Origin of the sequence: Ahrensia sp. 13_GOM-1096m, from assembly GCF_000620605.1 — a bacterium.
GTDB lineage: Bacteria > Pseudomonadota > Alphaproteobacteria > Rhizobiales > Rhizobiaceae > Ahrensia > Ahrensia kielensis.
This window is the reverse complement of record NZ_JIAX01000006.1, coordinates 78,426-105,299: the sequence shown is the minus strand read 5'-3', so window position 1 is coordinate 105,299 and position 26,874 is coordinate 78,426. Positions and strand designations below refer to the sequence as shown.

The window sequence follows — 26,874 nt, the reverse complement described above, 5'->3', positions numbered from 1 at the left end:
TTTAGGCGCGTGTTAGCTCTTTGGTTTTCGAGCTGTGCTCTCACGCACCATCACAGAATATCCTAAATCAACAACGGGCATTTCAGGTTCATCACCTTGCAGAGTTTGCAGCAACATTGTTGCAGCCATGCGGCCCATTTCTTCGCGGTAGGTTTTGACGCTGGTAATCGCTGGGTAAGCGGCGGCCATCATCTCTAGGTCGTTAAAACCACAAATTCCCATATTGTTTGGAACATCTATGCCTCTGTGCAGACATTCAAATACTGCTCCGAGCGCCAAGTCATCATTGTTACACAGCACGGCATCTGTATCAGGCGTATGCTCCAGCAACCGAGCCATTAAATCTCGGCCAAGCGCAGCCGAAGATGGCGCAGGCGTCGTCAAAATGCGGTTCGGGTCAAAAATGCCAGCAGCCCGCGTGACATCTTCAAACCCTTCCATGCGCCGCTGCGTCCGTGGATCAATTCGTGCTGCCAAAAACCCAGGACGCTTATATCCGCGATCAATCAAATGCCGTGTTGCTGCGCGTGCACCGTCGCTATGGGAAAACCCCACCATCATATCGATAGGCGATGCACCAATTTCCATAATTTGAACGATGCGGCACGGTGCATTTTTTAAGAGTTCGCGTGTTTTGTTGGTTTGATCGATTCCTGAAACAATTAATCCGGCAGGTCGCTGGCTTAAAAAAGTGCGTGTCAACGCCTCTTCCGTTTCTGCCACATAGCGTGAATTACCCAATTGCACCTGCCATTGGCTATCTTCAATCACGCCGTAAATACCGCGCATCACATCTGCAAAAACATTATTGGTCACAGACGGAATGATGACACCAATGACGTTTGTGCGGCCAGCAGCAAGAGCCCGCGCTGCTGGATCGGGCACATAACCCAAACGCTCTATAACGGCGGCAATCTGTTCACGTGATTTAGCTGATACGCGTTCTGGCTCACGCAGCGACCTTGATACGGTCATGGGGCTAACACCAGCCTCACGCGCAACATCTGCAATAGTTACCCCCGTTGATTTCATTATACTTCTAATCCAATCGGCGCTCGAAACTCGCAGTTGGCAACATCTAGTATGTAATTTATCACTTGACAAATGTTAGCGCTACCATTTTATTGCCTATGGAGGAAATTTTACAATGAATGCGAGCGCGACATCGCCATCAATCATCATTATGGGTGTCTGCGGCGCAGGTAAATCTGCTATCGGCGCAGCTTTGGCGAAACATATAAATCGCCCATTTGTTGAAGCGGACGACTTTCATTCAACCTCAAACCGCACAAAAATGACGAACGGTATCGCACTCACAGATGCAGACCGCACCCCGTGGCTTGAAGCCGTTGCTAAAACTGCACTTGCAGCGAATGACGGCATCAATCCTGTGATTGCATGCTCAGCTCTCAAGCGCTCATACCGAGAGCTACTCAGCACTCAGCTTTCTGGCGCGCTATTCATACATTTGAGCGCTGACCGTAACATTTTAGCCGAGCGACTACAGGCGCGAAAATCTCATTTCGTCGGCGTGGCGTTACTTGAAAGCCAGCTGGCCTCTCTTGAACCATTGGCAAAAGAGGAAAATGGCATAACGCTCGACTGCAACCAGCCTTTGACGACGATCATAGAACAGATCGTCACATACCTCGATAATGCCCATAAAAACGGCTTGAGGGTCAATGTCAGCCAACAATTTACTGGCTGAGAACGAAAACACATGCAACGGAGGAAAACCGCATGATAAACAAAATTTCAAAACTCGCACTTGTCGGCTTAGTAAGCGCAGCAATGTCAGTTTCTGCCTATGCGCAGGAAATGACATTGAAGTTCCAATCTTCAGACCCTGCTGGCAACCCGAACTTCATCCTTCAACAAGGGTGGGCTGAGATTGTTGCTGAAAAGTCAGGCGGCAAGATTGCTATTGAATTATTGCCCGTTGAATCGATCGTCGCGCATAATGAAACTCAAGACGCCATAGCCGCAGGTATTTTGGATGGCCATATTACCGATACATCTTACTTCGCAGGTAAAGACCCAGCTTTTGGCCTAGTTGCAAACCCAGTTGGCGCATGGTCAGCGCCTGAAGAAATGTTCACATTCATGAACGAAGGCGGCGGCAAGGAGCTAATGAATGAATTGTTGGAGCCATATGGCCTTCATTTCATTGGCGCAACAACTCCAGGTCTGGAAGCATTTGTTTCCAAGGTGCCACTTAACGGCGTTGATGACCTTAAAGGCTTAAAACTCCGCGCACCAGAAGGACTTGTTCAACAAGTATTTGCAGCCGCAGGTGCTTCACCGGTGAACTTACCTGGCTCTGAAGTGTTTACTTCGCTTGATAAGGGCGTGATCGACGCGGCAGATTATTCTGTATTTTCAACAAACCAAGCGCAGGGCATGCATGACGTTGCAACAAACCCTGTATATCCGGGCTTCCACTCCATGCCACTGGTTGAAATTTCAATGAACAAGGCAAAATGGGACGCCTTGCCGGATGAAACGAAAGCCATGCTTGAAGAAAGCGTACGCGAATTTGCGCAAAACCAAGTTGCGGCACTTGCTGCTAAAGACATGGAAGCTGTTGAGGCTGCCAAAGCCGGTGGCAAAGTTACCATTTCAAACTGGTCAGCGGAAGAACGTGCGAAATTCCGTACTATCGCCACAGGCGAATGGGCGAAAGTTGCAGAGCGCTCTGAAAACTCCCAAAAAGTCTATGACGTTTTGACTAAATACCTGAAAGAAAACGGCCTAATGCAATAAGCGTTGGCTAACAAGGAATCGGGCATTTTGCCCGATTCTCTTATGCGGGGAGGCTAAAATGCCCAAAACAGAAAAAACGGTTCATGACAATGTTGATCCGGGCGCCATTCAGCAAGCAGGTTGGCTGGGTCGCTGGATTGATCGTATTGGTATTATCTTTGCTACTGGCATCGTTCTATCCGTACTGATCCTGATGAACGAAGTTATCTTGCGCTATGTATTCAATGCACCGACCATTTGGGCGCATGAGACCACGATTTTTCTTTGCGGGATGGCCTTCATCTATGGCGGGCTATATTGCACCGCGCGTAACAGCCACATCCGTGTCGTTTTAATTTACGATGTCATACCGCCGCGCATTCGGCGCATCTTTGACATCATCATTTCTATTGTTTGCGCCGCCGCTAGCGCCATGTTTGCTTGGGCAGCCTATACAATGGTTTTGCGTGCAGCTTTTCGACCAGACGGCAGCATAAGACTAGAGCGCTCTGGAAGCGCTTGGGACCCTATCTTTCCGGGAACCGTAAAGATTTTTCTACTCGTTATTATGGCTGTGATGGCCGTTCAATTTATTATTCTTGCCTATAATTACGCGCGGGGTCGCAACTAGTGGAATTCTTTGGCTCATTTCAAGAACTCGGTATTGGAGGCGGCACATTTTTAATGTTCGCCATGCTGCTGGGTTTACTCGTAACCGGCATTCCATTGGCCTATGTTACTCTCCTCGTTGCACTTATCTTCGCACTCGGCTGGTTTGGCCCTATGGCTGTGCCCCTGATAACAAGCCGCGTTTACTCGTTTGTTTCATCATTTGTGTTTGTTTCAGTGCCAATGTTCGTGCTTATGGCAGCAATACTTGATCGCTCTGGCATCGCACGTGATCTGTTTGATGCTATGCGTCTTGTTGGCGGCCGTCTTCGCGGCGGCATTGCTATTCAAACCATTTTCGTTGCTGTTATTTTGGCCGCCATGAGCGGCATTATTGGCGGCGAAGTTGTTCTGCTTGGGCTTGTGGCCCTGCCCCAAATGCTGCGCCTTGGCTATGACAAACATCTGGCAATTGGCGTGGTTTGCGCAGGCGGTGCACTTGGCACGATGCTACCCCCCTCTATTGTTCTGATCATCTACGGCTTAACAGCCAATGTTTCCATCGGCGATCTATTCACCGCATCATTTTTGCCAGCGCTTATGCTTGCGGGCTTCTATGTAATTTATATCCTTGTGCGGGCTCATTTAAACCCGGCTATGGCCCCCATTCCTGAGCAAGACGATGAAACGCCTATGAGCGAGAAGCTTCGTCTTTTAAAAGGGCTTATTCTACCGCTTCTCGTTGTGGCCTGCGTCTTAGGCTCGATCTATGGCGGCATTGCCAGTGTTACAGAGGCATCGGCGGTCGGTGTTGCTGGCGTATTACTTTCAACCATCATTCGCGGTGAATTCACGCTAGACCTTTTGAAGGGTGCTGCGCTGCAAACGCTTCAGACGGTCGGCATGATCGTTTGGATCGGTATCGGTGCAAGTGCCCTTGTTGGCGTCTTTAACCTGATGGGCGGCATCAATTTCGTGTCTGATTTAATCACAGGCATATCTGATAACCGCGTTATCATCTTGCTCTTCATGATGCTTATCTTGTTCGTCTTGGGCATGTTCCTTGATTGGGTCGGCATCGCGCTTTTGACAATGCCAATATTCGTGCCCATCATTTCAGAGTTAGGGTACGATCCTGTTTGGTTTGGTGTGGTGTTCTGTATGAACATGCAGGTATCATTCTTGTCACCGCCATTTGGACCTGCTGCGTTTTATTTGAAAAGCGTTGCACCGCCAGACATTTCACTGGCGACAATTTTCAAATCGCTTCTGCCGTTCATTGCATTGCAAATCTTGGCACTGGCAATGCTGATCATATTCCCTGGAATTACAGGTCGGTAAAATATCAAAACGCACAACGCGGCATGGTTCTGCATGACCAGTACAAGACCATGTCGCGTGCCATATCAGTTGATATGTGCACTTTATAGCCGAACTCTGCGTTACAGTTGACCTAATCTTAAGGTTTAAATGACAATTCTATTTGCCACCCATCGGGAATATTCCGTTGCGGTAACGCTTATCTAACTGGTTGGCGTCCAGCTTAATAAGCCTGCGATTCTTCATGAACAGAAGATCGCTAGAAGGCAAAATGTAATTCGGACTTTGCCGTCACTGTTCTGGTGCGGCTTTTTATTGGTGAAACGACTTGATCGAAGAATTCACAATCGAACGTATCATGGAAGTGTCCGGCGTTGGTGGCTGGCAATTGGATCTTAAGAACAATAAACTTGAGTGGACTAGCCAAACCAAAAGAATACACGGCGTGCCGTTGGATTATGAACCAAATATAGAAGCAGCAATCGAGTTCTATCATCCCGATGATCGCGTGATCATAGCAAAAGCTGTCGCCACCGCGATTGAGGAGCAATCTTCGTGGGATTTAAAGCTGCGAATAATCAGAGCAGACGGCGAACAAATTCGCATCCGTACTCTTGGCGAAGTTAAGACTGATACACAGAATAATCTACGTATCTTCGGCACAGTTCAGAGCATTGAAGACACAGAACAAGAGCTGAATAAGCTTCAATCAATCTTTGATAATGTTGATCATGGACTTAACGTGTTTGACGCCCAAGGCCGGTTGCGGTTCTGGAATCAGCAATATCTTGATCTTTTCAACAAGCCCGAAGGCGAAATCTATGAGGGCATGACCCTTCTAGAGATTCTTAGTTGCGAGTTTGAACGTGGCGATTTCGTTGGCGATCCAAAAATATTTAGTGAAGCCTTGCTTGAAGACATGGCGGCCAATCACGGCACAGTACAAACTGGGACGATCAATGGCTTTCGCACAATTCAAACAATCAACCGCCCACTTCCGGAAGGTGGTTGGGTTTGCACACACCATGACATTTCAGAAGCAAAGCAGGCAGAAACAAAGCTAGCTTATGCTGCGCATCATGATTCTTTGACATCATTGCTCAACAGACATGCGTTCGAAAACGAATTTAAAGAGCTGATAGAATCTCATCTTAATGTTGTCATGGTGATCATTGACCTTGATGATTTTAAGCCCGTTAACGATCAATATGGACACGCATCTGGTGACCAATTGCTCAAACTCTTCGCCTTTAGAATGAGTGAACATTACGGTGAATTGGCTATTGTTGCGCGGCTTGGCGGTGATGAATTTGCCGTAGCCTATGTCACGAAACACATAGATGTTGAGAAAATAAAAGCTGATCTGACAAAGCTAAAAGCCAGCCTCATGCGTGAAGCGCTCATTCGCGGGCAAACAATCAAGCCTGCGGCCAGTATTGGCTGCGCATTTGGGCAAGGCGGCAAGATTACACGCGAAGAGCTTTTTCATCAGGCGGATATGGCTATGTATCGTGCCAAAGCGCGCGGTGGTAATTCGTTTGAAATCTTTGATGAACGTATGGCCGCAGAACTTAAGCTTAGAGATGAAGAAAACCATGCGATTATTGAAGCCTGCCGCAATAACCAATTAGAATTTCATTTTCAGCCTATCTGTTCTTTTCAAACAGGCGCCCGAATTGGGTTTGAAATGCTTGTGCGCTGGCCTGAGAAAAGCGGCCTTTGGTTCCCTGCAGACCGCATTATCAGCGTTGCAGAGGAACACCGCCTCATTGATCTATTGGGCAAATATGCAATTAGCTGCGCCTTGAGCAACATTAAGGCTTATGGGTTAACCGAAAAAATTTCCGTCAACGTATCACCGCTCCAATTGGGTAAAGGTGAACTTTTGGCGCATGTTAAAGCTGCAATAAAACGCACAGGTGTTAATCCGGCACAATTAGAATTAGAGCTAACGGAAAGCTCAGTCTTGCTAGATGTCAACGGCGCGATGGAAGAGCTTATCGAGCTCAAGAAGCTTGGCATTACCATCGCTATTGACGATTTCGGCACCGGTTTTGCAACGCTTGATTATCTTAATATGTTCCCGTTTGATCGCTTGAAAATTGATCGCTCTTTTGTTCTGAAACTGCTTCGGGATCAGCAATCAGGCGCCATCATTAGCGCCGTTGCAGCATTAGCACGCAATATTGGCATGGAAACAACGGCTGAAGGTGTCGAGACGCAAGAGCAATATGATATTTTGCGTGCTTCGGGCTGCACACATGCACAAGGCTACTTGCTTGGTAAACCTGCTCCATTGTCAACGTTTTTCAATCATGCGACCAAACTATACGCATAACGTCTGAAACTAATCAGAAATCGTTTCCAAGCATCCCGTCTTGAAGCGCTGCATAGACGCGCGCATTGGACGTGCACATTGGACGTGCACATTGGACCCGCACCCTACATGTTTCGGCATGCTACGGCCTGTGAGACGTTGGCCGACAATGGTGCAAAGCTTCGCAACAACCAAATGCTAAGCTGTTATTTACAATTTTATGAAAAATTAAGCGAAGTAGGAAGTCGCAGCTGCGGCAAAACAAGGGCCTATCTAATGACAAATTTGATGAACCACTTCGCTAATCTTGCAGACCGTCTTGTTCCCGATGAGATGCGAGGCGACATCAATGAGCTCAAACGCGTTCGAATGTTTATTATCTCGCATTTGCTCGGCCCATTTTTAGGCTTCCCTATTTTCCTGTTCTTATTTGTAAATGACCCGGCCCCATGGCCGCATGTTCACATCCCAACAGCAGCACTTGCTATGTTCTGGGCTTTTATAATCGCACTAAAACTGTTTCCTAATTGGTACAGCACGCTTGCGCTCGCCTCGACCGTGAACTTAAACTTCATCATTCTGTTTACAGCATATCAATATGGCGGTGCGAGCTCACCGTTCTTGATGTGGTTCTTGCTGACACCACTGCTCGCCTTTTTCTACTTAGGCTCCGGCATAAAAACCAGCGTGGCAACGCTTTTACAGATCTTTGGCGGCGTCGGCGTTTTCTACACGGTCTACTTGCTTGATGGTTCTTTTCCGCAGCACATTCCTCTTGAAGATATGGTTGGCGTGACCATGCTATCGTTGATTTGTGCTTCGATGTATATCTTCTTTATGTCGAGCTATTATGCATCTGTTGTCGACTCACAATCAGGATTGCTACGCGAAATCGCCCGTCACCAAGCAACGCTCGATGATCTAAAGTTTGCAAAAGAAGAAGCCGAACGCGCCAACAGTGCAAAGTCTGATTTCCTAGCTAAAATGAGCCATGAGCTACGCACGCCGCTCAACGCAGTATTGGGCTATTCTGAGATATTGCTGGAAGATGCCGAGTTGGATGGCAATGGTGAGCAAATTGCTGATTTGCAGAAGATTAGTGCAGCTGGCAAGCATTTGCTTGCGATGGTCAATGACATCTTGGATATTTCAAAAATTGAAGCGGGCAAAACCGACCTGTATATCGAAGAGGTCGACATCGATCAGATGATAAGCGAAATCGAGATGACTGCTCGACCGCTTGCAGCTAAAAACACCAACACTTTTGTCATTGAGAAAAGCGAACAATTAGGCGCTGCCAAAATTGACTTGACCAAAACGCGCCAAGCCATTTTCAACCTTTTGTCTAATGCTTCTAAGTTCTGTCAGAATGGTAAAATTATATTGACCGCAACGAAGGATTTTACTGGCGACGTTCCGATGTTGAAAATTGCGGTATCAGATACCGGTGTTGGCATCACAGAAGAGTCACTGGCAACCTTGTTTCAGAATTTCAGCCAAGCCAACGCAGCTGTTAATGCCAAATTTGGTGGCACTGGCCTTGGCCTATCGCTAAGCCGAAATCTATGCCGCCTCATGGGCGGCGATATCACCGCAACCAGTACAATCGGTGAAGGATCGGTCTTTACAATCACCGTTCCACTTGAAGTCGCTGATAACGCAGGAAGCGAAGAAGAAGAAAACGAAGACCACAGCCAGACTGATGCGGCCTTGACGAATGCTGCCTCTGATTTGCGTGCATTCCAAGAAGGCGATGCGGGCTTATCGGCAAGTGCAACGCCACACAGTGCGCCAAGAGTTTTGGTCATTGATGACGATAAGGGATATTTGAACCTCGTTGATCGTATATTGCGCAAAGAAGGGTACAGCCCTGTTCTGAGCGATCAACCAGCCAGTGCTATGCAGCTTGCAAGAGCCGTCAAGCCTCAACTTATTATGCTTGATGTCCTCATGCCTGAAATCGATGGTTGGGCAGTTGTCGAAATATTGAAATCATCGCCTGACACAGCATCAATTCCACTTTTGATGGTAAGTGTGATCGATGGCCCGCAAACTGGCAGCAGCAATCTCGTAGACGCATTTATTCCTAAACCAATAGACAGCAAGCAATTGATCAAAAGTATTAACAGTTTGCTTAAGAGAGATGCTGCATAAGCAACATCCAGACAGGGTAATTTTATGAGCACAACAGTACTAATTGTAGAGGACCATCCGGTTAACCGAGATATTATCGGACGGCGCCTTTCAAAACGGGGCTACACAATTCGTTACGCAGTCGACGGTCCGTCCGGCGTGGAAGGTGCTGTAGAGTTTAACCCTGACATCATACTGATGGACATAGGGCTTGGCGAAATGGATGGCTGTGAGGCCACACGTAGGATTAAAGCCAACCCAACTACGACAAACATTCCGATCATCGCTTTGACCGCGAGTGCGTTTGAAACAGACCGGACGCGCGCATTAGAAGCTGGCTGTATTGACTTTGATACAAAGCCGGTCGATCTGCCAAGATTGCTCATTAAAATGAACCGCGCACTTTTGGTTCAATAAAAGCCAACTTATCTTTTCTAATAAGCATCAAACAAAAGGCCTGATAAATTTTATCATGCCTTTTTCATTGTTGTAATATTGGCTGTCTGCCTGATGGATCAATCACACCGTAACTAAGCTGCGGCATTCACCTCATCCGACAATAAAGTCATGCGCAATTGTGCAATCTCAATCGGCTTCTGCAATGCAAAAGGAGCATTTAATCCCAGTGAAATTGCTTTAACCCGCGTTTCCTCAAGTATCTCGGGGTCTTGCCCCGAGATGATGAGTATTTTCCCAGCGTATTTTGCATTTGCCAATAGAATTAATAAGTCATTTGCATCAAGATTTGGCATGCGAATGTCAATTGAAAGAACATCCGGTGCTAATGCACTCGCCAAATTCAAAACCCCGCGAGAGTCAGATGTGGCAAAGGCTTCGTATCGACAGCGTTCGGCAACGCGAACGATCAATTCAGCCGATGACACATCATCGTCAATTGCTAGAAGTCTTGGTTGGCGAATCCCAATCATGCTGCGTTCCGTACGCTAGCGTCAGCATCTTTCGTAATGCTAAAGCGTGATTTGATAAGTGATGGATGTTGATCACAAAGCATCAAGTATTCTTTTTCGCCGCTACGCATTGCTTTGAGCATAAGTTGTACCAACTCATCAACATCAGAGAATGAGTGGTCAGACATTACCTGCACACGGAAGCGTGCGCCGCCCTGCGGTACAGCTGGGTACTCCACCAAGTTTGCAATGGCACCAAGATTGCTCAAATCGCGTGATGCAATACGAGCAAGGCCTTCAGCACCAACGAGTACTGGCACGATAGCAGATGGATCACCAAGTGTTTCCAAACCTACCTTGCCCATTTCAGCACGCATATAGAGAATGTTGTCCATCAGTTTGCGGCGACGGGCTGTCCCCTCGGCGCTATCAACAATATTCAGTGCAGTCATCACTGTTGCGGCCTGCACTGGAGACAAGGCGTTTGAGAATGTCTGTGTTGCTGAATAATATTTTAAGTACTCAGCGGTGGCGCGATCTTTGACAGAAATAAACCCGCCATTAGATGCAAATGTTTTCGAGAAGCTTCCGATAATGATATCGACTTCTTGCAATACATTCTGAAGACCCATATGGCCGCGGCCATCATCGCCCATTGAACCGAAGTCATGTGCACAATCAACCAAAAGAGTTGCTTCATATTCGTCGCACAATGCACGGATTGAACCGATATCCGGTGTATCTGAATGCATTGAGAACAAGCTTTCAGTGACAATCAAAATGCCATTGTCTTTATCGACTGCACGGATTTTTTGAAGACGGCGTTCCAAAGCGCGCAAGTTCAAATGACCATGGAAATGGATGTTCCGTGTTGATGCACGCGCACCTTCCTGGAGGCAAGAATGCGCGAGAATATCAAGAACAACATGATCATCAGGGCGAACAAAACCCTGAATGGCAGCATAGCCCGCTGACCAGCCTGTTGGGTAAAGAACAGTTTCGCGGTCATAAAGAAATTCAGAAATACGTTTTTCAAGAGCCAATGAATGACGTGTATTTCCAAGAAGAGCCGCTGAACCAGCGCTATGTACGCCGTACTCTTTAATCGCTTCGATTGCAGCTTCTTTTACATCAGGATGCGACGCTAAGCTCAAATAATCTTGAGAAGCGAAATTGACGCCTTTGACCAATGAGCCATCGTCATTTTTTGCTTCACAATGTGTTTTTGGTGCTGTCGCTGTCGATTTAGCATAAGGCCAAAGGTCCGAAGCGCGGCGAATTTCCTGCCAATCAAAAAATCCATCCGTACGGTGAATTATGTCAGTGCCTGTGAAAGCGCGATAATCACGTAAGCTTCCCTGCAGCGCTTCACTTGTTATTTTTTTAGAATTATTTTCCATCATTTTGCCCAACTTTATTTGCCCACTTTTATTATATTGCTAAAACATAGGGTAAACGTCTGAAAACAATGATAAAAATTGAGGTAAACTGAAATTCACTCCGTTAGATAAAAACGAGCAGTTACTTGCAACCATTCGTTAATCATAATCCAGAAATGTATAAAATTATGACTTAACGTCAGCCCAAAAGAAACGCTGGGTTAACGACACGAATATATTGTCGCTCTGAATATGATGGTGACACGATGAATAAATACAATGACTATAAGTCAAGGCTGCATAGTATGATTGCACCCTATTGCATTGACCGTAAGCGTCGGCGCCAACTCATGGCTAGCCAGTTAAACGGCCTATTGGAAATGGTGCCAATTGGAACGGCAGGCGCAGTTTTATCAGTGTTTTTGCTGACGAATATGATGCAAGGAACATCGGTCGTAAAAGTTGCTTTAATCGTATCTGCATTCATTTTTGTTTATCAGTTTATGGCGCTGCGCGCTTACCTTGTCGCGCGACAACAAGAAGCGCGTAGAGAAGCCAGCGTAAAAATCATTAAGCGTCTCGTGTTGCGTGCTGGCGTGCACGGTGTCCTCTGGGGCGGCTTGTGCTACCTCGTAATTTCTAGTGCCGACAATGCGGATCTTTTTGTTAGCGGCATGATTTTAGGTGGCACACTGCTTATCACGTCATTTTGCTATCGATCCGTTCCTCAGGCGAGTTTAACCTTCATTGCCGTTAGCGGAGTTTTCTTAGCTTTAGGCCTTTTTAGCCGCCCTGAAGTCATTGGCATTGCTCATATCGTCGGCCTTATCCTTGCCTATTACACGCTTGTTCCAGCAATGGTTTTGCAGCAATCGAAAGAGTTTTTTACACGCTGCATAAATGAGCTTAACAGCAATGAAGAAGCTGAAATATCCAACGCGCTTTTAAACCGCTTTGAAGAAACCGGACATGATTGGTTCTGGGCAACAGATGAAAATGGATATTTGGAACGTGCTTCTGATAATTTGCGCGGTTTCCTTAGCACCGTAAATAGCGCATTCTCTGACACAAGCACAAGCATACAGCTTGCCGATTTTGATCCAGACAATAGCGGCAGCTTATCTTCAGCACTGACCGCTCGCCAAGATTTTGAAGACTTAGGATTAAGAATAGACCTTGAAGATGGCAAACATTGGGTTTCATTTTCTGGGCGAACGATCACACGAGATGATGGCTCATTTGGCGGCTTTGCAGGTGTTTGCGCAGATGTCACAAAGGCAAGATTGGCTGAAGAAAAAATTGTCGAGATGGCGATTATTGACGGTTTGACTGGACTGCACAATCGGACAAGCTTTTATAAAGATATCGACGCGATGGTGCGCCGCCTTGAGCGATACGCGACACCATTTACTTTGTTGTTTCTTGATCTTGATAAATTTAAACTCGTCAACGATTCCTATGGCCATCATGTCGGCGATGCGTTGTTGAAAGAAGCTTCAAGTCGTATTCGCTCTGTATTGCGGGACAAAGATGTTGTTGGCCGTCTAGGCGGCGATGAATTTGCAATACTCGTGCAGGAAACCAATGACCCCGTTTTCGTTGCCAAATTGGCGGCGCGCATCATTCAAATTGTTTCTGAACCTTATGAAGTTGAAAACGAGACCCTTTATATTGGCCTGAGTATTGGCATTGCGATGGCGCCGATACATGGCACGCAACGTGAACAATTATTGCGCAATGCCGACTTGGCATTGTATCGCGCTAAAGATGATGGACGCGGTGTCTTCCGCTATTTTGAAGCCCAGATGGATTTCGAACAGCGCGAACGCAGAATGCTCGAACAAGAAATGCGTCAGGCTTTAACTGACAATGAATTTGAGATGAAGTTCCAGCCGATGATCAGCACGCAAAGCGGGCGCGTTACCTGTATGGAAGCCTTGATCCGCTGGAACCACTCAATTCGCGGGCCGCTGCCACCAGATGAATTTATTTCTATTGCCGAACAATCAAACTTGATCGTCGATGTTGGACGCTGGTCAATAAAATCAGCTTGTAACACTGCACTTACTTGGCCAGAAGATGTGAAAGTCGCGGTCAACATCTCAGGCATGCACTTCATGCGCTCGGATATTGTTGGCGATGTAAGACACGCCCTTGAAGAATCAGGCATCACGCCATCAAGGCTTGAGGTTGAAATAACCGAAAGCATTCTGATTGATAATAACGGTGAAACGGTCACCAAACTTAGCGGATTACGGGCGCTGGGCGTCAGTATCGCAATGGATGATTTTGGAACTGGCTATTCAAGCTTAGGATATTTGACTCGCTTCAAATTTGACAGATTGAAGATCGACAAATCATTTCTTATGGGAATGGAAGAGAACGAAAATCGAAAAGCAATTGTTTATGCCATTTCTGCGCTCGGCGAAAATCTTCACATCGACATCACTGTTGAAGGTGTCGAAACACGAGAACATGTTGAGTTTTTGAAAACGATCCACTGCGATCAGGCGCAAGGTTATTACTATTCCAAGCCTATTCCAGTTGATGAAGTTCCCGCATTTTTGTTGCGCACGTTCTCCGAAGCAATTTCAACACGCCCTCCAGCAACTATAAAAGGCACTACCGCTGCGTAATATTAAATGCGTTATCTAATTCTTAGGTGTCGTAATTAATAGTTTGGAAACCATATTCATTCATTTTGTGTCCAAGAAATTTTATTTGGAACAAGATTATGCATATTTTAAAATATGGCCTTCTCATCGCCGCTTTATCTACAGGTTCAGCATCTGCCGCAGATAGCCAATCTGCTCTAGCAGATGCTAATTTTGACCAGCGCTGGTCTTGGTCCGGCTTTAATGTCGGTGTCATTGCGGGCTATGGCACACAATCTGACGAACAGGTTTTGCCAGGCGGCACGGTTTATGCGGCTGCAGAAGGTGAAGGCGACGTATATGGCGCCTTTATCGGTTATAGCCACCAAATGGGAAACTTTGTTGCCGGCATTGAAGGTTCGTACCAAAAATACGACACGATGTTTAGAGACAATGATCGAGTTACAATTGAAGATATGTGGTCGGTTACAGCACGTTTAGGTTATGCAATCGACAGGTTTCACGGCTATGCATTTATTGGCGGCGCAATGGGCAATACAACATCTCCAAATACGATATTAGAGGGCCGTGACATTGGGCTTGTCTATGGCGCAGGCTTGGATGTTGGTTTGACGGAAAACCTCTATGCTGGCGTACAGTATCAACGTCATGAATTCGATGACTTTGCGGATCTACCTTTGCCCGTCGACATCAATGCATCAATGAACACATATACGTTCCGCCTTGGATATAAATTCTAATCTGACCGAGCGAAACGATTTCAAATCGAGCCTGCAAGGTTCACTTCAAATCGGTAAAATTATTCAAGCCCGCACACAGTTCAAACCGTGGCGGGCTTTTTCTTTGTCATTTAGCCGCCAGAGATTTAACGCACATCTTCTTGAGCCGCTTATTCTCGTCATCCATCGCTTTCATGCGTGAAATCAAGGGTGCATCCATCCCGCCATATTTCGCACGTCAATTATAGAAGCTTGCATTGCTCATGCCGTGACACGTCCAGCTTGCAACAAGGCTGTTTGAATCCACGCGTTCATATAGATGTCATGTAGCAGGCATACCTGTGAGGATTAACATCGCTGACATCCATTGGAGCAGAAAATGGTTCTTAAGTTTTCAAAACTTTTATCTCTAACTACCTCGCTGGCAATCTTAGCATCAGGCGTTGCACATGCTGACACCATGGAAGATCTTATTGCTGCAGCAAAAGCTGAAGGCACATTAACAACAATCGCTCTACCGCACTCTTGGTGTAACTATGCCGGCGTTATCGCTGCATTCAAAGCCAAATATGGTTTAGAAGTAAACGAGCTAAACCCCAACGCAAGTTCGGGTGACGAAATCGAAGCAATCAAAGCAAATAAAGACAATACTGGGCCTCAGGCTCCAGATGTTATCGATGTTGGTCTATCATTTGGCCCTGCCGCGAAAAAAGACGGCTTGATCCAAGCTTACAAAGTCTCAACTTGGGACTCTATTCCAGATTCAGTCAAAGATGCTGATGGTTTTTGGTATGGCGATTATTACGGCGTTCTTGCGCTTGGTTCAAACAAAGACTTTGTGTCTGAAGCACCAACAAGCTTTGCAGATTTGAAAGACCCTAAATTCAAAAATTCAATATCTATTCAAGGTGATCCACGTACTGGCAATAGTACAATGATGACTGTTTATGCCGCTGGCATATCAACAGGTGCAACTGCTGGCGGTGACGCAGCTACTGCTGGCATCGCTTACTTTAAAGATCTAAAAGAAAGCGGTAATCTTGTTGCAGCAAACGGCAACGCACAAAACTTAACACAAGGCGCAACCCCCGTCATTGCAGACTGGGACTACAACATTCTTGCAATGCGTGACAAATTAGCTGGCAACCCACCCGTTGAAGTAACGATCCCAACTGACGCTGTCATTGCAGGTGTTTATGTTCAGGCAATTTCAGCCTATGCACCACACCCAAATGCAGCCAAACTTTGGATGGAGTTCCTTTACTCTGACGAAGGTCAGATTGAATATCTAAAAGGTTACTGTCACCCAATCCGTTTCAACGATATGAATGCTCGCAATGTTATTCCAGCTGACATCATGGAAAAACTCCCCGACGCTGCATCTTATGCAAACGCGATTTTTCCAAGCCTCGAAGAGCAATCTGCCGCTAAAGCGGTTGTTGCTGACACTTGGGCAACGGAAATGGGCGCTCAATAATCGTCCTTGTTAATCTTGGATGCCGACTTCTCGTCGGCGTCCATTTGCACGACTGCATAACGCAAGCGAGTTCCAAATGTCATTTAACGCGACAATGCCCTATGAGGCCGTGCAAACTGGCCATACCCCGCCCCCGAAAAAGAACCTTGTCAAACCGGACTTGAATTGGCTTGGCGTTGTGCCTTTTTTCCTCTTTGCTGCGATGTTTCTTATCGGCCCTGTGCTTTATTTGGTAACTGGCGCTTTTCAAAATACCGACGGTGATTTTACCTTCGCAAATATCATCGCTCTGGGCAGCGATAATATAGTTGCCAGCTTTTTGCTTTCAATAAAACTTAGCTTTGTGTCAGCCTTTATTGGTGCTCTTTCCGGCCTTTTATTAGGCTGTGCTGTTATCTTAGGCGGCCTGCCAAAATGGGTGCGCCATGCCTTTATGACTTTTTCCGGCGTTGCATCAAACTTTGCTGGCGTTCCGCTTGCTTTTGCTTTCATTGCAACTTTGGGCCGTTTGGGTTTAGTCACAATTCTGATGCGTGATTTATTTGGCATCAATATTTATAATGATCTTGGCTTCACGCTTTTTTCCTTCTTTGGCCTTGCTCTCGCCTATCTGTATTTTCAACTGCCCTTGATGTTTCTCATGATCACGCCTGCGCTTGATGGTCTAAAGGCAGAATGGAGAGAGGCGGCAGAAACTCTTGGCGCAACGCGCCGGCAATATTGGCAAATGGTGGCGCTTCCGGTGTTAATGCCTTCTATTCTTGGCTGCTTTTTATTACTTTTCGCCAACGCCTTTGGAACCTTGGCCACGATTTACGCTTTGACCGGATCCAGCTTTGATGCGGTTCCAATTATTCTGTTCCAGCAAATTCGCGGAAATGTTCTTTATAATCCAAATCTTGGCTATGCAGTTGCGCTCGGGATGGTGGTCATAATGGGTGTTTCAAATACGCTTTATTTGATCTTGCGAGCACGCGCGGAAAGATGGCAAAAATGAAAAAGCCTTTTCCAATTATGCCGACATTAATTGCGCTTATGTCAGCGCTATATTTTCTCGTGCCGCTGTATGCCACGTTCTTGTTTTCATTGAAGATGACACGCGGCGAATATAGTTTTGCCTCTTATCGCTCAGTGCTCAACAGTTCGATATTTATAGACACAATTACATTTTCAACCATTGCATCGCTTTGCGCAATTGTTATTGGCACTGTTATCATCGTGCCAACGGCCTATTGGGTTCGATTGAAACTCCCACACATTAGACCGGTCATCGAGTTCATCAGCCTGCTGCCGCTAGTTGTACCACCTGTAGTTTTGGTTTTCGGATATATTCGTGTTTTTGGCTCTAACTCTTGGTTGCCATTAGCAGGCAGCGACCAGGGCACCAACTTATTGTTAGTTTTTGGCTATGTGGTTATGTCGATGCCCTATATGTTTAGAGCTATAGACAATGGCATGTCCGTCATTGACATTAAAACGCTCACCGAAGCTGCGGAAAGCCTTGGCGCTTCTCGCATCCGCACTATTGCTTTTGTTATCTTTCCAAATGTACGCGGCGCAATCATGTCGGGCGCATTTTTAACCTTCTCAATTTCATTGGGCGAGTTCGTCCTTGCAAGCCTGCTCAACCGCCCCGCCTTTGGCCCTTACCTTGTTCAGCTTGGTCAAGACCGCGCCTACGAACCTGCCGCCCTTGCAATTATGGCCTTTGCCTTCACATGGGCCTGTATGGCGCTCATGCAACTATTTGCGGTCAAAAAACCAGGGTCGCGCTGGTTTCCAAGGCTCAGCATTAAATTATATAAGAAAGTTGAAGCATGAGCTTTGTCAATATTTCCAATGTCGTCAAAAGCTTTGGCACCAACACTGTTGTCAAAGGCTTTGATCTGGCAGTTGAAAAAGGTGAGTTTGTTTCTTTTCTTGGACCGTCAGGCTGTGGGAAAACGACTGTTTTGCGCATGATTGTTGGGTTTGAAACACCTTCAAGCGGCAGCATCACAATCGGCGGCAAAGATGTAACAAACGTTGCCCCCAATAAGCGCAATATTGGCATGGTCTTTCAGGCTTATGCGCTGTTTCCAAATATGAGTGTTTTCGACAATATTGCCTTCGGTCTAAAAATATCAGGCATGACAAAACAGGCTGTTTCAGCGCGTGTTGAAGAGATGCTCAAGCTTATTGGCCTTACCCATCTAGCTAGCCGCTTCCCCTATGAAATGTCTGGCGGCCAGCAGCAACGTGTCGCTCTAGCACGCGCTTTAGCGCCCAAGCCGGATGTACTTTTACTTGATGAACCGCTTTCTGCATTGGACGCAAAAATTCGTGTTTCACTGCGCGAAGAAATTAGAGACATTCAAAAAAAGCTTGGCATCACAACAGTATTTGTAACCCATGACCAAGAAGAAGCATTGACGATTTCTGACCGTATCGTGGTTATGAATGGGGGGCGCGCCGACCAAATTGGCACTCCCAATCAAATCTATAATAAGCCCGCGACACGTTTTGTTGCTGGTTTTGTCGGCACTCTCAATATCATTGATGCGAAAGTTCACAATCGAGATGACGGCACCGTCCTAATCGGCAGTAAAAAAATACAGCTGAACGATCCTATCGAGCATGTTAAATCAGACGGCATGGTTTCTTTAGCACTGCGCCCTGAGGCATTTTCAATCGTCCCTGATGCTGCAAAGGATGTATCTCTCGATGGTACAGTGACCAGCATAAATTTTCTTGGCTCGGTCATCCGTGCCGTAATGGACGTTGAAGGACGTGAAATATCATTTGATATGTTCAACAATCCTAGCCTGATGCTGCCAGATGTTGGTGACAAAACATCCGTTTATTTCGCCAGCTCAGATATTCTCGCGCTACCAGCTTAAAGCAGACACGATCATTTTCGAATGTTGATGTTAATTGCCCGCGTTCCATCTCAGAAAACGGGCAACCTTCATTCACATTCGTTTACTTGAATTCGTCACACCATATCGGATTACTCCAAGCCTTCTTGCCTGCCGCATCCATAATTGTAACGCGAATCCAAGGTGAAGCGTCAAAGCGTCCAAGGCCGATTTGACCTTTTGTCATTGAATGGCCGTGCTTTGCAACGGCAGCAGACCCTTGACCTTGGATGATAATGGCTGAAACTGAAGAGCATTCAACGTGAAGTTGACGATCTTTGATTTCAATATGATGTAGATTTGGACCCTGAGATGAATAGTAGTTGCCATTTTTTAATGCGGCTAAAAGTTGCTCAGGTTCATTCTTCTCAGCTTTGACCATGACCCATCCGCCAAAATGATCAGGCTCGTAGAAATGCGCATCATCTGTCGCGCATAAATTCAGCTGCTTGCCTTCGCTAAGAAGCAGATCCAGCGTGTGGAAACCATCTGGACGGTCACATCCCATCGCGCAGCCATGATTGTATACTTCAACAGCATGAGCAGCGTCTATCGAACGCGCATCATCCATCGTCAGACCAGACCATTGTGGATGAGCAATAGCAACATAGGCACCAGCATCGCGCGCGCGCTGTGCAATTTCTGGGCCTGTTTCCTGTCCGTCCACAGGACTAAAGGCTGGAGAATTAGGCGCAGCGAAATCAGAAGGAAGACCCACGGCAAGTATATGCCACAACTCGCCATTCTTCATCGCGCCAGAGTGTAGCTCCGCGCCCAAAATGGTGGTGAAGCCATCGCCTCTAAATGCAGCTGTGTCCGTAATTGGGTAGTTATAAAGGCCTATAAAATGATCCGTTAAGGCAAGAAAATCATAGCCCTCGGCTTGATACCGGCGGCAAACTTCCTCCGGCGTTAATACACCATCTGAATTTGTCGAATGTGTATGTAAATTGCCCCGCCAAAATTGGCCGCTCGCTGTGAATGCGCTGGGTATCATTTTCGTCTCCATCGTTTAACTCCCCTCTTTTGTTCTCTAATTGTAATACGCATATGACAGTCGGTTGATTGCTCGAACAGGAAAATTAGCGAACGAGAACACAAGTTCGGCGCTACGTTGTAAGGTAAGTTACTCGGTTGCAAACTTTTGAAGATAGCCGGAATGTAGAAGAATAAAAATCTATTTAAAATCAGCAGCTTAAAGTTGCGACATGATAGAAAATTGGTGGAGCCTAGCGGGATCGAACCGCTGACCTCTTGCATGCCATGCAAGCGCTCTCCCAGCTGAGCTAAGGCCCCAAAGTGCAATAAATCTTATTGCGGGTTTGCCTGATCTTAGGATTTTAAAAGATAATCAAACAAACAAATTCTGGAATTTCCGATACCGCCCAATGCGGGCGATATCAAGTGTTTATCGAAATAATATTTCAATAATTAGCTGTCGTCGTCGTCGTCGCCAGAAACATTCACAATGCCGGTAACGTCATCGTCGTCATCGTCGTCATCAGCCGCAAGGAATGTGTCGTCGTCATCATCGTCATCGATGTCAACGTCTTCGATGTCGTCGTCAGTGTTATCACCGAGATCAGGCATGTTCTTTGCGTCGTCTGCACTTGTTTCGTCATCATCGGCATCTTCCAATGAAACGACATCAGCGCCTTCCAACTCTAGATCATCCTCATCATCGTCTTCAACAGATGCAGGTTGAACGGCCTTAATTGGCGGCGCAGGTTTTGCGCGGCTTGGGCCTGTCGGCAAGTCGAAGAATGACAACGGATAAGATTTACCTGTGTAAGGTGAAACTACCGGATCTTTGTTGAGATCGTAAAATTTCTTATCCGTTTCAGGACAAGTACGTTTTGTTCCAAGTTCAGCTTTAGCCAATGTAAACCTCGGTTATGCTTGCTTTTATCGCATGATTCACAGCGAAATGCCGGATCCATCGTAAATTATTTTCGTGATGATCGGGGGTGCATACCGATAAAGACGCTTTAAGTCAAAGCCCAAATGCTTCTCGCATCGCTCATCTTTATAGGTGATATGCAAACTATTTGAAGGTTTGGCGGCATCTAGGCGTGATTTTCGCTTAATGCCATGATAATCGGCACCTAGTTCCATTTTAAAACCGCCTATTAGCTCAGAGTCAAAAATGCACAATCATACACCCAAGCCAGCTTCGGCTCACAAGTCTCCGCCGCTTAAAGGTAAAGCACGTGTACCAGGTGATAAATCGATATCTCACCGTTCATTCATGTTTGGTGGACTCGCATCTGGTGAAACCCGTGTCACAGGGCTTTTAGAAGGTGACGATGTATTGGCAACAGGCCGTGCGATGCAGGCCATGGGCGCGCAAATCCGCAAGGAAGGCGACACATGGATTATCAACGGCACAGGCAATGGGTGCTTGCTTGAACCGGAAGAACCATTTGATTTTGGCAATGCCGGCACTGGCGCGCGGCTAACCATGGGGCTTGTCGGAACTTACAATATGAAAACCACCTTTACCGGTGATGCATCTTTGTCAAAACGTCCTATGGGCCGTGTGCTCAACCCATTGCGTGAAATGGGCGTTCAAGTGGAAGCCGCTGATGGTGACCGCTGCCCGATCACCCTGCATGGCCCGCGCACCGCTAATCCAATCAGCTACCGCGTGCCAATGGCATCCGCGCAGGTTAAGTCTGCTGTTTTACTGGCAGGACTGAATACGCCCGGCATTACAACGGTCATTGAGCCGGTGATGACGCGTGACCACACGGAAAAAATGCTTGCAGGCTTTGGCGCGAAAATTGAAATTGAAGAAGATGCCGATGGGACACGCCATATCCACATTCACGGACAAGGTGAATTGCGTGGCCAGACGATTGAAGTGCCGGGTGACCCTTCATCTGCAGGCTTCCCGCTTGTTGCCGCGCTGATTGTGCCTGGCTCTGATATTATCATCGAAAACGCTTTGATGAACCCAACGCGCACAGGCCTTATTACGACTTTGCAGGAAATGGGCGGCCAAATTGACATCATCAATATGCGTGATGCGGGCGGCGAAGATGTTGCCGATCTACATGTTAGAGCATCTAACCTTAAGGGCGTCGTGGTGCCACCGGAACGTGCGCCATCCATGATTGACGAATATCCGGTTCTTGCTATCGCGGCAGCCTTTGCAGAAGGTGAAACCTTCATGGACGGGCTAGACGAATTGCGTGTCAAAGAATCTGACAGGCTCGCGGCTGTCGCACGCGGCTTGGAAGCCAATGGCGTTGAATGTCATGAAGGTGAAATGTCACTAACCGTAAAGGGCTCACCGGGCGGTAAAGGGCTTGGTGCGCTGTCCGCACAGGCTGTTGTTGAAACCCATCTTGATCACCGGATTGCCATGGCGTTCCTCGTGATGGGTATGGCATCTGAAAAAGCGGTTCATATTGATGATGCGACAATGATTGCCACGAGCTTTCCTGAGTTTATGGATTTAATGCGCGGCTTGGGCGCAGATATTCAGGTTGCTAATTAATGCGATTGGTAATTGCTATAGACGGGCCAGCCGCATCGGGCAAAGGCACTTTATCGCAAAAGATCGCAGCTCATTACGGCCTTAAGCATCTTGATACCGGCCTTTCTTATCGCGCGGTTGCCAAAGCACTTTTAGATAAAGGGCTGACGCTTGACGATGAAGACATTGCCGCACAAGTAGCCAAAGCCGTTGATCTGGGCGCGATGAAGCGTGAAGAACTGGCCGTTCATGCAATTGGAGAAGCTGCGTCAAAAATAGCGGTTATGCCGCGTGTGCGCCAAGCACTGGTAGAAAAGCAGCGCGAATTTGCCAGCTTGGCTGGTGGCGCGGTGCTGGACGGGCGTGATATTGGCACCGTTGTATGCCCTGACGCACCCGTGAAGCTTTATGTTTCTGCCTCACCAGAAGTGCGTGCAAAACGCCGTTATCACGAAATCTTAGCCCGCGGGAATGAGGCCGATGAAGCGCAGATATTGGCCGATATAAAAGTCCGTGATGAACGCGATATGGGGCGTTCCGACAGCCCATTAAAACCAGCGAAAGACGCGCACTTGCTCGATACGTCAAAAATGACTATAGAGGCGGCGTTTGAAGCTGCCAAAAACATCATAGATGTTGTAGCTATCAAAAATTGACGACCTTCAAACCGCAATTCTGCGTCGGAAGGCCCCAAATATGATGGGCCGGATTGTTGTTTGGAGCATTTGAAACACTAACCCCGACGCCTGTGCCCGCATATAATGCCGGTACTTTGGAGCCTAAATGTCAGAAATGAACCCAACAATGGAAGAGTTTGAAGCTCTTCTCAATGAATCTTACCAGACACACGACGCCGTAGAAGGCCAAGTTGTTGTCGGCACAATCACAGCCATTGAAAAAGATATGGCGATTGTGGATGTCGGTCTTAAAGTTGAAGGCCGTATCGCCCTTAAAGAATTCGGCGCAAAAGCCAAAGACGGAACGCTAAAAGTTGGCGATCAAGTTGAAGTTTATGTTGAGCGCGTTGAAAACGCACTTGGCGAAGCTGTTCTGTCTCGTGACAAAGCCCGCCGCGAAGAAAGCTGGATCAAACTTGAAGCCAAGTTTGAAGCTGGTGAACGCGTTGAAGGTCAAATTTTCAATCAGGTTAAAGGCGGCTTTACAGTCGATCTTGATGGCGCAGTTGCATTCTTGCCGCGCTCACAGGTTGATATTCGCCCGATCCGCGATGTGACACCATTGATGAACACACCGCAGCCATTTGAAATTTTGAAAATGGACAAACGCCGTGGCAACATCGTTGTTTCACGTCGTACAGTGCTTGAAGAGAGCCGTGCGGAACAGCGCTCTGAGATTGTTCAGAACCTTGAAGAAGGTCAGACAGTTGAAGGTGTGGTTAAAAACATCACCGATTACGGTGCATTCGTTGACCTTGGCGGTATCGACGGTCTTCTACACGTCACAGACATGGCATGGCGCCGTGTGAACCATCCGACAGAAATCCTGTCGATTGGTCAGACTGTGAAAGTACAGATCATCCGCATCAACCAAGATACACATCGTATCTCACTTGGTATGAAGCAGCTTGAGAGCGATCCATGGGATGGCATCGACGCTAAATACCCAGTTGAAGCAAAAATTACTGGCCGCGTAACAAACATCACTGACTACGGTGCATTTGTTGAAGTTGAGCCAGGCATTGAAGGCTTGATCCACGTTTCTGAAATGTCATGGACAAAGAAGAACGTACATCCTGGTAAAATCCTTTCAACATCTCAGGAAGTTGAAGTGGTTGTATTGGAAGTTGATCCGGACAAGCGCCGTATCTCTCTTGGCCTTAAACAGACTTTGGACAACCCATGGGAAAGCTTTGCTACTCAATTCCCAGTTGGCCAGCATGTTGAAGGTGAAGTTAAGAACAAGACTGAATTCGGTCTCTTCATTGGCCTTGAAGGCGATGTAGACGGCATGGTTCACTTGTCTGATCTTGACTGGAACCGTTCAGGTGAAGAAGCAATCGAAGACTACAACAAAGGCGACATGGTTAAAGCCATCGTGCTTGACGTTGATGTTGAAAAAGAACGCATCTCACTTGGCATCAAGCAGCTTTCCGGTGAAGGTTCAGGTTCAGCCGCACCTTCTTCAGATGGTTCATTGCGTAAAAACGCAGTTGTCACATGTGAAGTAACAGCTGTTACTGATGGTGGCCTTGAAGTGAAACTCGTCGATCATGACGTACCAAGCTTCATCCGCCGTGCAGACCTTTCACGTGACCGCGACGAGCAGCGCCCAGAGCGTTTCTCTGTTGGTCAGCGTGTTGATGCTCGCGTGACGCAGTACATCAAAAAAGACAACAAGGTTTCAGTGTCTATCAAGGCGCTTGAAATTGCAGAAGAAAAAGCCGCTGTGGCTGAATTCGGTTCATCCGATTCAGGTGCATCACTCGGTGATATTCTTGGCGCAGCCTTGAAAGGTGGCGACGACAAATAAGTCGTCCTATCTTTAGTTGATCAAGCCCGCCGTAGCTGAAAAGTTGCGGCGGGTTTTTCTTTGCCTATATTGGAGCTTTGAAGAGGACAAAAATGCTAAAGCCGCCACGTGCATTTCAAGGACAGACGGGAAGCGATTCACTGGATGCGCTGGCCTATGAGGCTGCACAGGAAACGGCCGTTGCGTTGGGGCGCATTGGCAAAAGGTTAGAAAAGGCATTGGAGGCTTTAAGACGCCATGATGCAACATCCGGTGCCAATCGCAACCGCGCTGATCTTGTTCAAGAAGCTGCTGATGCAGCATGGACACTCTTTATCCAGCGCGACCATTTGGGCCTTCGCACCGATCATCACCTATGACATTCCCAGAGATGTTATGGCGCGTGTCGGCGTGATCAAACGACCTAAATAATTACAAACTAGGTGAGTGCATTCGTGTTGACAGAAAGCCATTCAAGCAATGCAGAATGCGATGGTAAAACCACATCTGCGCCAGCAGCTTTCAATATCTCATCGTGCCCATCAAAACAGTGCGAGCCGCCTGTAAAGCCTATCGTGTAGATGCCTGCAGCTTTACCGCCGCGCACGCCATTTACACTGTCTTCAATCACGATAGCATTTTTTACGGTGCCGCCCATTTGATCCGCAGCATATAAAAACAAATCGGGTGCAGGCTTACCGTTTTGAACCATATCACCGGAATAAACGCCTTCACCAAAATATTGCGCAAGATTAGTTCTGTTTAACTTCTTAGGCAAAAACTGCATTTGCGTTGTTGAAGCAACACAGGCCGGTACGCGCAATGCGGAAAGCATATCTTCAACGCCGTTAACCGTTTTAATTTCAGCGGCTATACGTTCTCTTGTCAGAGCTTTCATCGCCTCAAATTCATCAACAGTGAGATCAACACCTGCGCGTTCTTTGATGAGATTTACAAACTTATCTTTCCAAAGCGGCTGTGCCAGTGCCATGAACTCGCCGACATACCAAGCCTTATCCACGTCAACGCCCTTGGATGTTAGCACCCGGAATTCTTCTTCGAGATAAATTACTTCGCTATCGATGAGCACGCCATCGCAGTCGAAAATCATCAGTGGTTTATCGAACATTATTGTCGCTTATGTATGTGAGAAAATGTCTTGTTCCGGCCAGCCCATCAAATCGAGCTTTGCGCGTGTAGGCAAGAACTTAAAGCACGCTTCTGCCTCTTTCATGCGCCCATCACGCTCAAGCCGAAGCTTTAACGCGTCCATCAATTTATGCAGGTACAAGACATCGCTTGCCGCATAATCAATTTGCGCATCTGTTAGCTTTTCAGCAGCCCAATCAGATGATTGTTGTTGTTTGGACAAATCAACACCGATCATTTCCGATGTCAGATTTTTTAACCCGTGGCGATCTGTATAAGTGCGCGTCAATTTGGATGCGATCTTTGTGCAAAATACAGGATTAGCCTGAACACCAAAGGCATGCTCCATGATCGCAATATCAAAACGGCCAAAGTGGAAAATCTTCGTCTTCTTTCGGTCCCTCAATAGTGCCGTAATATTAGGTGCTTTTTTCTGTCCACGTGCAATCTGCACAACGTCAGCAGACCCATCACCAGGCGAAAGCTGAACCACACATAATCGGTCTCGCTGCGGGTTTAGACCCAGCGTTTCTGTATCTATGGCAACGTCACCAGTATAAAGGGCAACAGCCTCATCGGATAGATCGCCCTTATGAAGACGGATGGTCGGTTTCGACATATATTCACCCTTATTTGCTATAATTCTCATAGGGTGCGGA

At 47.0% G+C, this 26,874-nt stretch carries 25 protein-coding genes, 1 tRNA gene and 1 pseudogene; 17 read left to right on the top strand and 10 right to left on the bottom strand.

What is annotated here, in order from left to right; all coding sequences use genetic code 11:
* Window positions 1–12 precede the first annotated feature (12 nt).
* Entirely contained in the window at window positions 13–1,032 is a 1,020-nt protein-coding gene (locus N530_RS0100870; RefSeq protein WP_026479145.1) for a LacI family DNA-binding transcriptional regulator, read from the bottom strand.
* Between the two features lie 115 nt (window positions 1,033–1,147).
* Between N530_RS0100870 and N530_RS17180 the strand changes: the two genes are divergently transcribed.
* The 7 genes from N530_RS17180 to N530_RS0100835 all read left to right on the top strand — a co-directional run bounded on the left by N530_RS17180 (window position 1,148) and on the right by N530_RS0100835 (window position 9,538).
* Complete coding sequence (locus N530_RS17180; RefSeq protein WP_051540678.1) at window positions 1,148–1,708, top strand: gluconokinase; 561 nt, start codon at window positions 1,148–1,150, stop codon at window positions 1,706–1,708.
* Window positions 1,709–1,740: 32 nt separating this feature from the next.
* Window positions 1,741–2,763: a TRAP transporter substrate-binding protein gene (locus N530_RS0100860; RefSeq protein WP_026479144.1), complete on the top strand. Its 1,023-nt coding sequence runs from the start codon at window positions 1,741–1,743 to the stop codon at window positions 2,761–2,763.
* 58 nt (window positions 2,764–2,821) lie between these two features.
* Window positions 2,822–3,373 (top strand): TRAP transporter small permease subunit, encoded by a 552-nt coding sequence (locus N530_RS0100855; RefSeq protein ID WP_026479143.1) that lies wholly within the window; start codon window positions 2,822–2,824, stop codon window positions 3,371–3,373.
* A 53-nt stretch (window positions 3,374–3,426) separates the two neighbouring features.
* Entirely contained in the window at window positions 3,427–4,692 is a 1,266-nt protein-coding gene (locus tag N530_RS0100850; protein WP_211097825.1) for a TRAP transporter large permease subunit, read from the top strand.
* Between the two features lie 307 nt (window positions 4,693–4,999).
* Window positions 5,000–7,009 (top strand): bifunctional diguanylate cyclase/phosphodiesterase, encoded by a 2,010-nt coding sequence (locus N530_RS0100845; protein WP_026479141.1) that lies wholly within the window; start codon window positions 5,000–5,002, stop codon window positions 7,007–7,009.
* 255 nt (window positions 7,010–7,264) lie between these two features.
* Window positions 7,265–9,142 (top strand): ATP-binding protein, encoded by a 1,878-nt coding sequence (locus N530_RS18515; RefSeq protein ID WP_162150922.1) that lies wholly within the window; start codon window positions 7,265–7,267, stop codon window positions 9,140–9,142.
* Window positions 9,143–9,166: 24 nt separating this feature from the next.
* The gene (locus N530_RS0100835; RefSeq protein WP_026479139.1) at window positions 9,167–9,538 is read left to right on the top strand and encodes a response regulator; all 372 of its coding nucleotides are present in this window, start codon (window positions 9,167–9,169) and stop codon (window positions 9,536–9,538) included.
* Window positions 9,539–9,651: 113 nt separating this feature from the next.
* Here N530_RS0100835 and N530_RS0100830 read toward each other — a convergent pair whose 3' ends face one another.
* Window positions 9,652–10,050 (bottom strand): response regulator, encoded by a 399-nt coding sequence (locus N530_RS0100830; RefSeq protein ID WP_026479138.1) that lies wholly within the window; start codon window positions 10,048–10,050, stop codon window positions 9,652–9,654.
* Entirely contained in the window at window positions 10,047–11,432 is a 1,386-nt protein-coding gene (locus N530_RS0100825) for a pyridoxal phosphate-dependent aminotransferase family protein (protein WP_247869151.1), read from the bottom strand. Before N530_RS0100825 ends, N530_RS0100830 begins: the two co-directional genes overlap by 4 nt.
* A gap of 326 nt (window positions 11,433–11,758) precedes the next feature.
* Between N530_RS0100825 and N530_RS18510 the strand changes: the two genes are divergently transcribed.
* Both N530_RS18510 and N530_RS0100815 read left to right on the top strand, forming a co-directional pair.
* Window positions 11,759–14,044 carry a bifunctional diguanylate cyclase/phosphodiesterase gene (locus N530_RS18510; protein ID WP_051540677.1) on the top strand — a complete coding sequence of 762 codons (2,286 nt, stop codon included), beginning with the start codon at window positions 11,759–11,761 and terminating at the stop codon, window positions 14,042–14,044.
* A 98-nt stretch (window positions 14,045–14,142) separates the two neighbouring features.
* Window positions 14,143–14,763 carry an outer membrane protein gene (locus N530_RS0100815; protein ID WP_026479136.1) on the top strand — a complete coding sequence of 207 codons (621 nt, stop codon included), beginning with the start codon at window positions 14,143–14,145 and terminating at the stop codon, window positions 14,761–14,763.
* Window positions 14,764–14,896: 133 nt separating this feature from the next.
* On the opposite strand, the pseudogene N530_RS18795 reads toward N530_RS0100815, so the two are convergent.
* Window positions 14,897–15,013: pseudogene (locus N530_RS18795) on the bottom strand (transposase); the annotation flags it as partial.
* A gap of 108 nt (window positions 15,014–15,121) precedes the next feature.
* On the opposite strand from N530_RS18795, the gene N530_RS0100805 reads away from it, so the two are divergent.
* From N530_RS0100805 to N530_RS0100790, 4 genes are all read left to right on the top strand, one after another.
* Window positions 15,122–16,219: an ABC transporter substrate-binding protein gene (locus N530_RS0100805; protein WP_026479134.1), complete on the top strand. Its 1,098-nt coding sequence runs from the start codon at window positions 15,122–15,124 to the stop codon at window positions 16,217–16,219.
* 202 nt (window positions 16,220–16,421) lie between these two features.
* Window positions 16,422–17,216 (top strand): ABC transporter permease subunit, encoded by a 795-nt coding sequence (locus N530_RS0100800; protein WP_247869160.1) that lies wholly within the window; start codon window positions 16,422–16,424, stop codon window positions 17,214–17,216.
* Window positions 17,204–18,040 carry an ABC transporter permease subunit gene (locus N530_RS0100795; protein ID WP_026479132.1) on the top strand — a complete coding sequence of 279 codons (837 nt, stop codon included), beginning with the start codon at window positions 17,204–17,206 and terminating at the stop codon, window positions 18,038–18,040. The genes N530_RS0100800 and N530_RS0100795 overlap by 13 nt, the downstream gene beginning before the upstream one ends.
* Window positions 18,037–19,098 (top strand): ABC transporter ATP-binding protein, encoded by a 1,062-nt coding sequence (locus N530_RS0100790; protein WP_026479131.1) that lies wholly within the window; start codon window positions 18,037–18,039, stop codon window positions 19,096–19,098. The genes N530_RS0100795 and N530_RS0100790 overlap by 4 nt, the downstream gene beginning before the upstream one ends.
* An 82-nt stretch (window positions 19,099–19,180) precedes the next feature.
* On the opposite strand, the gene N530_RS0100785 is transcribed toward N530_RS0100790, so the two are convergent.
* The 4 genes from N530_RS0100785 to N530_RS0100770 form a co-directional block, all read right to left on the bottom strand.
* Window positions 19,181–20,113, bottom strand: coding sequence for a PHP domain-containing protein (locus tag N530_RS0100785; protein ID WP_026479130.1), 933 nt, complete (start codon window positions 20,111–20,113; stop codon window positions 19,181–19,183).
* A gap of 223 nt (window positions 20,114–20,336) precedes the next feature.
* Window positions 20,337–20,412: transfer RNA gene (locus N530_RS0100780), tRNA-Ala, on the bottom strand.
* A gap of 135 nt (window positions 20,413–20,547) precedes the next feature.
* A complete protein-coding gene (locus tag N530_RS0100775) occupies window positions 20,548–20,997 on the bottom strand; it encodes a TIGR02300 family protein (protein WP_026479129.1) in 450 nt (149 codons plus the stop codon).
* Between the two features lie 36 nt (window positions 20,998–21,033).
* Window positions 21,034–21,231, bottom strand: a complete 198-nt coding sequence (locus N530_RS0100770) for a hypothetical protein (protein ID WP_026479128.1) — start codon at window positions 21,229–21,231, stop codon at window positions 21,034–21,036.
* A gap of 31 nt (window positions 21,232–21,262) precedes the next feature.
* Between N530_RS0100770 and aroA the strand changes: the two genes are divergently transcribed.
* The 4 genes from aroA to N530_RS17165 all read left to right on the top strand — a co-directional run bounded on the left by aroA (window position 21,263) and on the right by N530_RS17165 (window position 25,446).
* A complete protein-coding gene (aroA, locus tag N530_RS0100765; protein ID WP_026479127.1) occupies window positions 21,263–22,618 on the top strand; it encodes a 3-phosphoshikimate 1-carboxyvinyltransferase in 1,356 nt (451 codons plus the stop codon).
* On the top strand, window positions 22,618–23,253 hold the full coding sequence (cmk, locus tag N530_RS0100760) for a (d)CMP kinase (RefSeq protein ID WP_026479126.1): 636 nt from the start codon (window positions 22,618–22,620) through the stop codon (window positions 23,251–23,253). The genes aroA and cmk overlap by 1 nt, the downstream gene beginning before the upstream one ends.
* 127 nt (window positions 23,254–23,380) lie before the next feature.
* Window positions 23,381–25,087, top strand: a complete 1,707-nt coding sequence (gene rpsA / locus N530_RS0100755; RefSeq protein WP_018688988.1) for a 30S ribosomal protein S1 — start codon at window positions 23,381–23,383, stop codon at window positions 25,085–25,087.
* Window positions 25,088–25,179: 92 nt separating this feature from the next.
* Window positions 25,180–25,446 (top strand): hypothetical protein, encoded by a 267-nt coding sequence (locus N530_RS17165; protein ID WP_202898994.1) that lies wholly within the window; start codon window positions 25,180–25,182, stop codon window positions 25,444–25,446.
* 59 nt (window positions 25,447–25,505) lie between these two features.
* Here N530_RS17165 and N530_RS0100745 read toward each other — a convergent pair whose 3' ends face one another.
* Both N530_RS0100745 and N530_RS0100740 read right to left on the bottom strand, forming a co-directional pair.
* The gene (locus N530_RS0100745; RefSeq protein ID WP_035266033.1) at window positions 25,506–26,195 is read right to left on the bottom strand and encodes an HAD family phosphatase; all 690 of its coding nucleotides are present in this window, start codon (window positions 26,193–26,195) and stop codon (window positions 25,506–25,508) included.
* Window positions 26,196–26,204: 9 nt separating this feature from the next.
* Window positions 26,205–26,834: a ribonuclease D gene (locus tag N530_RS0100740; protein WP_026479124.1), complete on the bottom strand. Its 630-nt coding sequence runs from the start codon at window positions 26,832–26,834 to the stop codon at window positions 26,205–26,207.
* Between the last annotated feature and the right edge of the window lie 40 nt (window positions 26,835–26,874).

Bases quoted from the DNA above. Each gene is read 5' to 3' on its own strand.
- N530_RS0100870 (WP_026479145.1), bottom strand. From the start codon at position 1,032: ATGAAATCAACGGGGGTAACTATTGCAGATGTTGCGCGTGAGGCTGGT.
- N530_RS17180 (WP_051540678.1), top strand. From the start codon at position 1,148: ATGAATGCGAGCGCGACATCGCCATCAATCATCATTATGGGTGTCTGC.
- N530_RS0100860 (WP_026479144.1), top strand. From the start codon at position 1,741: ATGATAAACAAAATTTCAAAACTCGCACTTGTCGGCTTAGTAAGCGCA.
- N530_RS0100855 (WP_026479143.1), top strand. From the start codon at position 2,822: ATGCCCAAAACAGAAAAAACGGTTCATGACAATGTTGATCCGGGCGCC.
- N530_RS0100850 (WP_211097825.1), top strand. From the start codon at position 3,427: ATGTTCGCCATGCTGCTGGGTTTACTCGTAACCGGCATTCCATTGGCC.
- N530_RS18515 (WP_162150922.1), top strand. From the start codon at position 7,265: ATGACAAATTTGATGAACCACTTCGCTAATCTTGCAGACCGTCTTGTT.
- N530_RS0100835 (WP_026479139.1), top strand. From the start codon at position 9,167: ATGAGCACAACAGTACTAATTGTAGAGGACCATCCGGTTAACCGAGAT.
- N530_RS0100830 (WP_026479138.1), bottom strand. From the start codon at position 10,050: ATGATTGGGATTCGCCAACCAAGACTTCTAGCAATTGACGATGATGTG.
- N530_RS0100825 (WP_247869151.1), bottom strand. From the start codon at position 11,432: ATGATGGAAAATAATTCTAAAAAAATAACAAGTGAAGCGCTGCAGGGA.
- N530_RS18510 (WP_051540677.1), top strand. From the start codon at position 11,759: ATGGCTAGCCAGTTAAACGGCCTATTGGAAATGGTGCCAATTGGAACG.
- N530_RS0100815 (WP_026479136.1), top strand. From the start codon at position 14,143: ATGCATATTTTAAAATATGGCCTTCTCATCGCCGCTTTATCTACAGGT.
- N530_RS0100805 (WP_026479134.1), top strand. From the start codon at position 15,122: ATGGTTCTTAAGTTTTCAAAACTTTTATCTCTAACTACCTCGCTGGCA.
- N530_RS0100800 (WP_247869160.1), top strand. From the start codon at position 16,422: ATGTTTCTTATCGGCCCTGTGCTTTATTTGGTAACTGGCGCTTTTCAA.
- N530_RS0100795 (WP_026479132.1), top strand. From the start codon at position 17,204: ATGGCAAAAATGAAAAAGCCTTTTCCAATTATGCCGACATTAATTGCG.
- N530_RS0100790 (WP_026479131.1), top strand. From the start codon at position 18,037: ATGAGCTTTGTCAATATTTCCAATGTCGTCAAAAGCTTTGGCACCAAC.
- N530_RS0100785 (WP_026479130.1), bottom strand. From the start codon at position 20,113: ATGATACCCAGCGCATTCACAGCGAGCGGCCAATTTTGGCGGGGCAAT.
- N530_RS0100770 (WP_026479128.1), bottom strand. From the start codon at position 21,231: ATGGAACTAGGTGCCGATTATCATGGCATTAAGCGAAAATCACGCCTA.
- aroA (WP_026479127.1), top strand. From the start codon at position 21,263: ATGCACAATCATACACCCAAGCCAGCTTCGGCTCACAAGTCTCCGCCG.
- cmk (WP_026479126.1), top strand. From the start codon at position 22,618: ATGCGATTGGTAATTGCTATAGACGGGCCAGCCGCATCGGGCAAAGGC.
- rpsA (WP_018688988.1), top strand. From the start codon at position 23,381: ATGTCAGAAATGAACCCAACAATGGAAGAGTTTGAAGCTCTTCTCAAT.
- N530_RS17165 (WP_202898994.1), top strand. From the start codon at position 25,180: ATGCTAAAGCCGCCACGTGCATTTCAAGGACAGACGGGAAGCGATTCA.
- N530_RS0100745 (WP_035266033.1), bottom strand. From the start codon at position 26,195: ATGTTCGATAAACCACTGATGATTTTCGACTGCGATGGCGTGCTCATC.
- N530_RS0100740 (WP_026479124.1), bottom strand. From the start codon at position 26,834: ATGTCGAAACCGACCATCCGTCTTCATAAGGGCGATCTATCCGATGAG.